The sequence below is a fragment of the Nocardiopsis endophytica genome (assembly GCF_027706725.1).
Classification (GTDB): Bacteria; Actinomycetota; Actinomycetes; order Streptosporangiales; family Streptosporangiaceae; genus Nocardiopsis_A; species Nocardiopsis_A endophytica.
On record NZ_JAQFWQ010000035.1, the window covers coordinates 53,359 to 61,405 of the forward strand.

The window sequence follows — 8,047 nt, forward strand, 5'->3', positions numbered from 1 at the left end:
TGGGGTGTTCGCCCGCCCCTGGAGCCCGCAGGGCCGGACGGGGACGGCGGCCGGGGAGTGCGCAGGAGGCGGAACACCCTGCGCGCAATCGCTTTGACCTGCAAAAACACCGTTCCGCCACGGACTCCGGAGCGGCGACGGTACCGATCCGGCGGCACTCGGCCGCCCCAGGACGCCGCTGAGTGCGAGGTCGGGCCGCCGAACGAGGCACCTCGGAGGCCGAACCCTCGGAGCGGCATCGCCGCGGCTCATCGTCGCCCGAGTCGGCCCGGACCGATGGCGGCCGCACCGGGTTCCGACCACAGCGGCTCCAGGCGGGACCCGTCCAGGCCCTGGAGCCCTCAGCAGACACCATCCGCACGATCCGCAAGATCCACCCGAGGCCCGGCCGGCGCACGGCACATCCTCAGCCGCCCTGTACACCCGGCTCCGGACGCGGCCGGGCCCGGCCGCGCCGCACCAGAAGGCGGCGCGCACGGGCCGACGGCACACACCGCGGAACGCCCCGGGAACCCCTCTCGGGACCCGCCCCCCAAAACGCCGATAATCAGCATTATGTCAAGTAGAGTTCTGAAGGCCCCTCCCCGCACCGATCCCCGCACCGATGATGTCGCGGCCCCAGTCAGCGACGGGCGGTCGGACGGAACCACACCACTCCTGCCCCGCCCCAGACCGACGAACGCCCTGCCCTCGCTGCTCACCCGCGACGGCGACACGACCGACGGACACCGAATCGACCGCCCTGGCGCCCTGTCCACCGGATAAGCCGGCGCCCTGTCGGTCCGCGCCCCGTCCGACCCTCCACCGGACATTTCTCGCAGCCCACCGGCTCGCCCTCCTCCCTCCAGCGCCCCGACGCCCCCGCGCTGATGCGCGAGGCCGCCGCCAGCCTGTGGATGCACGGGCCCGACTGGGACGACATCTACGCCTCCAGCACGAAGAACAGGAATCCGATCCGGGCCACCAGGCCGTGGGCGTCGTCGGGGAACAGTTCGCGGGCGGCCGGGTCGGGCGGCGGCTCGCCGATCGCGGCGATGGAGAAGCCGGCGGCGGTGAAGGCGTCGGTCATCGCGTGCAGCGGCCTGCGCCAGAACCTCATCGGTACGGTTCGACCGCCCAGCGTGAACTCGTCGTCGTAGCTGGTCGTCGCCGAGTATTCGGGCCGTGGCTCTTGGAGCATGTAGTCCACGAACGGGTGGTGCACCGAGGCGATCAGTCGGCCGCCGGACCTGAGCACGCGCCGCATCTCGGCCAGCGTCGGCCCCCAGTCCCGCAGGTAGTGCAGCACCAGGGACGCGACGATGTCGTCGAACGCCCCGTCGGTGAACGGGAGCGGGTCGGTCAGGTCGGCCTGGCGCAGGTCCGCGTCGCCGCCCAGGCGCCGCCGGGCCAGGGCCAGCATCGCGGCGCTGGCGTCGATGCCGGTGACGTCGGCGCCGCGGTCGCGCAGGGCGGCGGCCAGGGGGCCCGCGCCGCAGCCGGCGTCCAGGATCCGGCGTCCGGCCACGTCCCCGACGAGCGTGAGCATCGCGGGCCGTTCATAGCGGGCGTTCATCAGGTTGCTATCGTTCTCGGCCGCGTAGGCCTCGGCGAAGGCGTCGTAGTCGTTCGCCCGGGCCGGGGGTTCGGGGGTGTCGGTTCGGCGTTCCATCGCCCGAGCCTAAAAGGCCGGGCAGTCAGGCGTGCGGACCACGGTGGGCCCGGCTCGGCGGCGCTGTCGTCGGTCGCGGCGCCCTGGCGTCGTTCTCAGGGGGCGCCGCTACGAGCGCACTTTCAGCGGCGGGTGCGAACCGGGCCTCCCCCGGCTCAGTCGACGATCCGGTGGTGGCGGGCGGCCTGTCCTGTGGCCTCTCCGAGCTGCCGGGCCATCTCGGACACGATCGACTCGGCCGTCCCGGGCTCCGCGGCGCCCTCGATGTGCACGGACCAGACTCCGGCGAGCTCCCAGGACGCCGAGACGACAGCGCCGCCCGTGCGGAACACGTGGTCGCCCTCCGCACCGTCCCCGTCCTCGTGCTCATTCTCGCCCGGCTCGACCACCGTACACTCCCGCGAACGGGGCTGGAGGACGGCTTCGAAGTCCCTTCGGTGCACGACCGGCCAGTCGGAGCCGTCGGCCGTGGTGATCATGTATCCGGGCATGACGGCATCCTCGCAGCGCTGCGACACCCCGTGCACACGGCTGGGAAGGCGGCGGCACCGGTGGAGGCCGGCACCATGTGGGCCCGCCCCTCGGATGCGGGGCCGTGCCGAGGAGGGCCGGCGGTCGGCAGCACGACCCCGCCGTACCGGTGCCAGGCCGGCGACGGGCGGGCTCCTGGAACGAATCCGCAGGTCATCGGCGGGGTGATTCCCCTCACTCCTCCCCTGCCGGGTGCGGGTCGCCGCACAGCGGGAACCGCGCCGTGGCGCCGCGTCAGGCCGCCGCTCCCCCTCGGCCCCGCCCTGTTCGACGCCTTCCGCTCCCCCGGGGGCGCCACCTACCCTTGGCGGCGGCATGACGTGCCCTTTGCCGTTCCCGTGCCGCTTCGTCCCGCACCCCACGGCCCCTCTGCCCCGCCGGCAGCCCCGCTCGCACACCCCGGCCCTGCCCCCGCACGGCCAGGAAGGCCCCGCGCTTGACCACCGCCGTCACCTCCCCCTCGCCTGCCCCGGCCGCGCCCTCCCCCGCGTCCGCGCGCCGCGCCCCCGCCAGGCTCGGCGGGCTCGACCTGGCACGGGCCCTGGCCGTGCTGGCGATGTTCACCGTGCACCTGGGCGCGCCCTTCACCCCCGAGCCGCTCGAAGAGGCCGTGCGCACCGCCTCCCACGGCCGCTCCTCGGCCCTGTTCGCGCTGCTGGCCGGGGTCGCGCTGGCGATGATGAGCGGCCGCGCGCAGATCCCCTCGGGCGCCCCGCTGGCGGCGGCCCGGGGCCGCATCGCCGTCCGCGCCGGGTGCCTGGCCGCCATCGGCCTGGTCCTGATCCGGCTGGACACCCCGGTGGCGATCATCATCGCCCACTACGGCGGGTTCCTGCTGCTGGCGCTGCCCTTCCTCGGCACCGCCCCGCGCCGCCTGTTCGTCGTGGCCGCGGCGGGGGCGCTGGCCGGGCCGCAGGTGTCCTACCTGGCCCGTTCGGGGCTGGAGGGGCTCGCCCCCGGGGGGTGGGCCCACACCGCGCTGGTCTCCACCGGCGCCGCCCCCTTCCTGCTGACGGGCATGTTCCCGGCGGTGTCGTTCCTGCCCTACGTGCTCGCCGGGATGGCGCTGGGCCGCCTGGACCTGGCCGACGGGCGGGTGCGGGCGCGCATGGCCGCCTGGGGCGCCGTGCTGGCGGCCGCGGGGTACGGCGGGTCCCGGCTCGCGCTGTGGGCGCTGGCCTCCCCGGGCGAGGCGGCGCGGGTGGGGGCGCACACCTACTTCCACGGCGCGGTGCCGCTGGAGGGCCCCGCCTGGCTGCTGACGGGCGTCCCGCACAGCGGGACCACCTTCGAGGTGGCCGGGTCGGCCGGGGTGGGCATGGCCGTGGTGGCGGCGTGCCTGTGGGCGGCCGACCGGGCGCCGGGGCTCACGGCGGCGCCGGCGGCCGTGGGGGCGATGTCGCTGACGGTGTACGTGGCGCACGTGCTGGGCATCTGGGGTGTGCGCGCGGCCGGGTGGGGCCAGGCGCCGCTGCTGGCCGAGGCGTTCGCCGTCGCGGCGGTGGCCGGGGCCTGGGCGTGGCGGCGCCGGTTCGGCAAGGGGCCGCTGGAGCGGCTGGTGGCAGCGGCCGCCCGGCGCTGGGGCGGTGCGGCGGGGCGGGTCCTGCCCGCGGGGCGCGGCCCAGGGCACCGGGCCGGTTGACGGCGGCGGCTGGCCGCTGCCGGTCTCGGGCCGATCGCGGCGGATCCGGTGCGGGCGCGGGCCCGCGGCCCTAGGGTGGGTCCATGGTCTGGCAGCGCGACGTCGATCTGGTGGTGCCGCTGTGGCAGGGCGGCGATGACGTGCGGGTGGCGCCGGGTTCGGCGGCACTGGCGCGCCAGGTGCCCTCGGGCGGCAGCCGGCTGCACATCTCGGTGACCGACGGCCCCCGGCAGGTGGTCGGCGGTGTGCTGAACCTGGAGACGGTGGCCCAGACGCAGCGCCGGATCCGGGACCGGCTGGCCAGGCGGGACCCGGCGCGGACGCTGACGCTGGGCGGCGACTGCGCCTCGGACCTGGCGGCGGTGCAGCACCTGGCGGCGCGCCATCCGGGGATGTCGTGCTACTGGGTGGACGCGCACCCGGACCTGAACACCCCGGAGTCCTCGCCGTCGGGGCGGGCGCACGGGATGGTGCTGCGGGCGCTGCTGGGCGAGGGGCACGGGCTGCTGACCGGCGGCGGTGCGGCGCTGGCGGCGCGGGACGTGACGCTGGTGGGGACGCGGTCGTTCGACCCGGCCGAGGCCGAGTTCGTGCGGGCGCGGGGCCTGGCGGTGGCCGGTCCCGAGGAGGTGGCGGCCGACCCGGAGGGGGTGGCCTTCCGGCGCACGGCCGGGAGCCCGGCGTATGTGCACCTGGACGTGGACGTGTGCGATCCGGCGGAGGTGCCCGCGGTGGCGGTGCCCGAGCCGGGCGGGCCGCAGGTGGAGGCGGTGGCGCGGGTGCTGGCGGCGGTGGCGCGGCACCACACGGTGGTGGGCATCGGGGTGTGCGAGTACGCCCCGGTGATCGAGCACGACCCCAAGCGGTTGAACGTGCTGCTGTCGGCGCTGGGGTTGTGCGATCCGGCGGTGTAGAGCGCGCCCGGGGTCCGGGGCGCGGGTGGGCCCCTTCGCGGGCGTCGGCGTCGGCTGACGGTGTCGGCTGAGGCGGCTGTGCTGGGGCGGCGGAGCCCTGCGTGGCGGGCCGGGCCGACGCGGGCGGTCGCACGCTCGCAATAACGCTCGCGGACGTCCCTCGGATGCAGACTCACCGAGCGGGAGGACACGAGGGCTCACCGGCGGCGCGCGCCGCCAGCGCCCCACCCCGCGCACCGGCCCCGGGCCGCTCCTGCGCGGCCTGTCCCCCGCCGCCGCTGCGGCCACTCACCCCGGCAGGTCCAGCCAGCCCGTGCGCACGTACCAGTGGCCCCCCGCCGCCACATGGTCGGCGGTCGCGCGCTCCAGGCGGGTGGCGCGGCGCGCGCCCCCCGGGTCGGTGTCAGGGCGGTTGTGCACGAAGCGGAACACGTCCGCATCCCCCGGCGCCGCCTCCTCCACCAGCGTGAACAGCTCCTGGAACCCGGCGATGTTGCTCCCCGCGCCCAACATGTCGGGCACCTGGGGGTCCAGCAGCCACGACGAGCACGTGGCCACCGGGTAGTCGGCCCCCAGGGCGTCACGGAAGAAGGGGCGGGCGCGCTTGAGCGAGTCGCGCACCGCCTCGGCCTCCAGCCGGGCCCCCGTCGGGATGTGGATGCGCAGGCACGGCTCCCCCGGGTACAGGTCGCCGCGCCCCAGCGCGCGGGCGCGGTCGGCGTCGAACCAGCGCACCGAGGCCTGGGTGCCCAGCAGGTTCGGCTCGAACTGCAACCGGCCCAGCTCGTACAGGCCCGACCGGAACTGCAGCGCCACCCACCCCGCGGTCTCCAAACCGGCGCCGCCGAACATGCGGCGGTTGGCCGCGACCTGGCGGCCCACGTCGCGCAGCGTGGCGAAGGTGACCTCGTCCGGTGCCCCCAGGGACCGCTGGTGCTCCACGTACCAGGGCAGCGACACCGCGAACGCGACGATGGGCGCGCACCGGGCCCGCGCGTCCCCGGCGCACTGCAGGGCGGGCCAGTCCTGCCAGACCGGGTGGGTCCCGGCGTCGGCGGCGGCGCGCGCCGCCATGCGCTCGACCAGGTACAGCAGCCCCGGCGGCCAGGAGGCGTCCGGCCAGGCGGCCAGGACCTCGTCCAGGTCGGCGGCGTCGAGCGCGAAGGGCTCCAGCAGGGCCCCGGGGTCGGCGGCGAGCGGGTCGGCCGCGCCCTTGTCCGACGGGTGGGGCAGGCGGGCCGCGGCGTCCAGCCACCGGGCGGCATCGACCCCCAGCCCGTGGCGTTCGCACAGGTCACCGGTGTCGGGCGTCGGGTGGTCGTGCATCGGGCCTCTCCCCTCCCCGGGTGCGGGGCGTGGGCCCCCGTGGATGAGGGCACCATCACACACCAAGGCATACTCTTATACCGAACGCCACCAACATCCCAATACCGTAGAAATCGAGGACGCCCACCGATGCCCACCCCGGCGCAGCAGGTACACGACTGGCTGGCCACGTACGACGCCCCGACCGCATCGGTGGCCCACCTGCTCTGCGACCGGCATCCCGGCTCGGCCGCCGCCATCACCGAGATCGGCGAGGACCTGGAGCCCGAGGTGCACACCTTCGCCGACCTGGCCCGCCGCTCGGGCCGCCTGGCCGCGGGCATGGCGCGCCTGGGCATCGGCCCCGGCGACCGGGTGGCCACCCTGCTGGACCGCGGCTTCGACCTGGCCGCCACCGCCGTGGCCGCATGGAGGCTGGGCGCCGTGCACGTCCCGCTGCTCACCGCGCTGGCCCCCGCCGCGATCGGCACCCGCCTGGCCGGGGCGCGCGCCCGCCTGGTCGTCTGCGAGGAACGCGTCCGCCACAAGCTGCAGGACGCAGGCCCCTGGCGGGTGGCGGTGGCCGGCAGCGGAGGCCTGGCCGGGGACCTCACCCTGGACGGGCTGGCCGCCGGCACCGGCCCCGTCCCCCGCGCCGAGGCCGTCGGCGGCTCGGCCCCCTTCCTGCACCTGTACTCCCCCGGCCCCGGCGGCGTCCCCCGCGGATTCGAGGTGCCCGTGCGGGCCCTGGCCGCCTTCCACTCCCACTTCCGGTACGGGCTGGACGTCGCCCAGGACGACGTGTACTGGAACACCCACGACCCCAACTGGCACTACGGGCTGTACTTCGGGCTGGTGGCGCCCCTGCTGGCCGGCCACGCCGCCCTCCAGCTGCGCGCCGTCCCCGACCCCGAGCTCGTCCTGGACGTCCTCGCCGAACAGCAGGTCACCAACCTGGTGGCCGCGCCAACCCTGTACCGGACGCTGCGCTCGACCGTGAAGACGCTGCCGCCCGAGGTGGCGGTGCGGCGCCTGTCCAGCGCGGGCGAGCCGCTGCCCGAAGGGGTCGTGGAGTGGGCCGGCGACGTGTTCGGCGCGCCGGTGCGCGACCACTACGGGCAGGCCGAGCTGGGCGTGTGCGTGGGCCAGCACCAGCACCCGGACGCGGCCGCGGAGGTGCCGCCGGGCTCCCAGGGCACGGGCCTGCCCGGATGGTCGGTGGCGGTGCTCGACCCCTTCGACGACGTGGAGGCCGCCCCCGGGGTCCTGGGGCGGGTGGCCGTCGACGCCCGGGACAGCGCCGTGTACTGGTTCAGGGGCTACACCGGCGACCCCGGGGCCCGGCTGACCCCCGACGGGCGCTGGTTCGTCACCGCCGACACCGCGGTGCGCGACCGCCAGGGGTGCTTCTTCTTCTCCTCGCGCGACGAGGAGGCGATCCTGGCCTCGGGCTACCGGATCGTGCCGGGAGACGTGGAGACGGCGCTGCTGGAGCACCCCGACGTCGTCGAGGCGGCGGTCTACGGCGCCCCGGACGGGACGGGCGGCCAGACGGTGGCCGCGACCGTGGTGCTGGCCGACGGCGCCCAAGCCGGCCCCGAGCTCGCCGAGAAGCTGCGGGAGCTGGTGCGGGGCCGGTTCGCCGAGCACGCCTACCCGCGCACGATCGACTTCGTGGAGGAGCTGCCCAAGTCCCCCTCCGGCAAGATCCGCCGCTCCCGCCTGGGCCCGCGCACCCGGGGGTAGGTCGGCCGGGCCGGGGGTTGTGGGCCCCTCCGTGATGGTCTCGGGGAAGACGATGCTGGAACCGCCCCCTCAAGCTTCGGGTCTCGCGGCGCGGGTGGGCGGGGCGGAACAGCGGGTACCCCGCTTCAGGGCCCCGGCCGGGCGCCGGGCCGCCGGGGTGTGGGGTGGACGGCGGCGACGAGGACGGGTGGGCGGCCCGTGGCGCAGCGCTGTCGGGCGCGGCGCGTGCGCGTGGTCGCCGTTGAAGGGCGGCGACGG

6 protein-coding genes are annotated in these 8,047 nt (G+C 76.3%); 3 read left to right on the forward strand and 3 right to left on the reverse strand.

All coding sequences use genetic code 11. The annotated features are described in order from the left end of the window. Positions 1-922 precede the first annotated feature (922 nt). Both O4J56_RS14135 and O4J56_RS14140 read right to left on the reverse strand, forming a co-directional pair. Positions 923-1,651 (reverse strand): class I SAM-dependent methyltransferase, encoded by a 729-nt coding sequence (locus tag O4J56_RS14135; protein ID WP_270686225.1) that lies wholly within the window; start codon positions 1,649-1,651, stop codon positions 923-925. Between the two features lie 155 nt (positions 1,652-1,806). Beyond that, positions 1,807-2,142, reverse strand: coding sequence for a hypothetical protein (locus O4J56_RS14140; RefSeq protein WP_270686226.1), 336 nt, complete (start codon positions 2,140-2,142; stop codon positions 1,807-1,809). Between the two features lie 476 nt (positions 2,143-2,618). Here O4J56_RS14140 and O4J56_RS14145 point away from each other — a divergent pair, with 476 nt between their 5' ends. After that, positions 2,619-3,824 carry a heparan-alpha-glucosaminide N-acetyltransferase domain-containing protein gene (locus O4J56_RS14145; RefSeq protein ID WP_270686227.1) on the forward strand — a complete coding sequence of 402 codons (1,206 nt, stop codon included), beginning with the start codon at positions 2,619-2,621 and terminating at the stop codon, positions 3,822-3,824. Between the two features lie 83 nt (positions 3,825-3,907). Continuing rightward, the gene (locus O4J56_RS14150; protein ID WP_270686228.1) at positions 3,908-4,738 is read left to right on the forward strand and encodes an arginase family protein; all 831 of its coding nucleotides are present in this window, start codon (positions 3,908-3,910) and stop codon (positions 4,736-4,738) included. Between the two features lie 288 nt (positions 4,739-5,026). Here O4J56_RS14150 and O4J56_RS14155 read toward each other — a convergent pair whose 3' ends face one another. After that, positions 5,027-6,064 (reverse strand): acyltransferase domain-containing protein, encoded by a 1,038-nt coding sequence (locus O4J56_RS14155; RefSeq protein ID WP_270686229.1) that lies wholly within the window; start codon positions 6,062-6,064, stop codon positions 5,027-5,029. 129 nt (positions 6,065-6,193) lie between these two features. On the opposite strand from O4J56_RS14155, the gene O4J56_RS14160 reads away from it, so the two are divergent. After that, positions 6,194-7,789, forward strand: a complete 1,596-nt coding sequence (locus O4J56_RS14160; protein ID WP_270686230.1) for an AMP-binding protein — start codon at positions 6,194-6,196, stop codon at positions 7,787-7,789. Positions 7,790-8,047 lie beyond the last annotated feature (258 nt).